We start from the raw sequence: 463 nt of genomic DNA, 5'->3' as shown, positions 1-463 counted from the left end.
CCCTCGAGGCGGTCGAGACCCCGCAGTCGCTGCATCTGCTCGACAAGGGATACAACGGGGTCGCCTTCCAGTGCGCGTACGACTGCTGGGCGGACGACATCACCGTCCGCCACGTCGACAACGGCTTCGGGCTGATCGGCGCGTCCGCCTGCACCCTGCGCCGCACACGGGTCGAGGGCCGCGGCTCCCACCACCCGTACTACTGCCGTGAGGGCTCGCACGACAACCTGATCGAGGACTTCACCATCGCTCAGCGCACCGTCCCGGCGCCCGCGGGGACGCAGCTGCACGGCATCAACGTCGAGGGGCTGTCCAGCTACAACGTCTGGTCGCGCGGCGAGATGGAGATGGGGACGTTCGACTCGCACCGCGGGATGCCGTTCGCCAATGTCCGCACCGACATCACGGTGAACAACAACGGCCGGCACGGCGGCGACGCGAGCGCGGGACCGCTCTTCGGCGC

1 protein-coding gene is annotated in these 463 nt (G+C 69.3%); it reads left to right on the top strand.

From position 1 onward, the window contains the following. Positions 1-463 (top strand): hypothetical protein (locus AC1DUE_RS20285; protein ID WP_477041206.1); only part of this gene is annotated, 463 nt, incomplete at both ends.

Source organism: Cellulomonas sp. P4_A2, assembly GCF_056402515.1.
The sequence above is the reverse complement of the archived record's forward strand: the minus strand, read 5'-3'. Positions and strand labels throughout refer to the sequence as shown.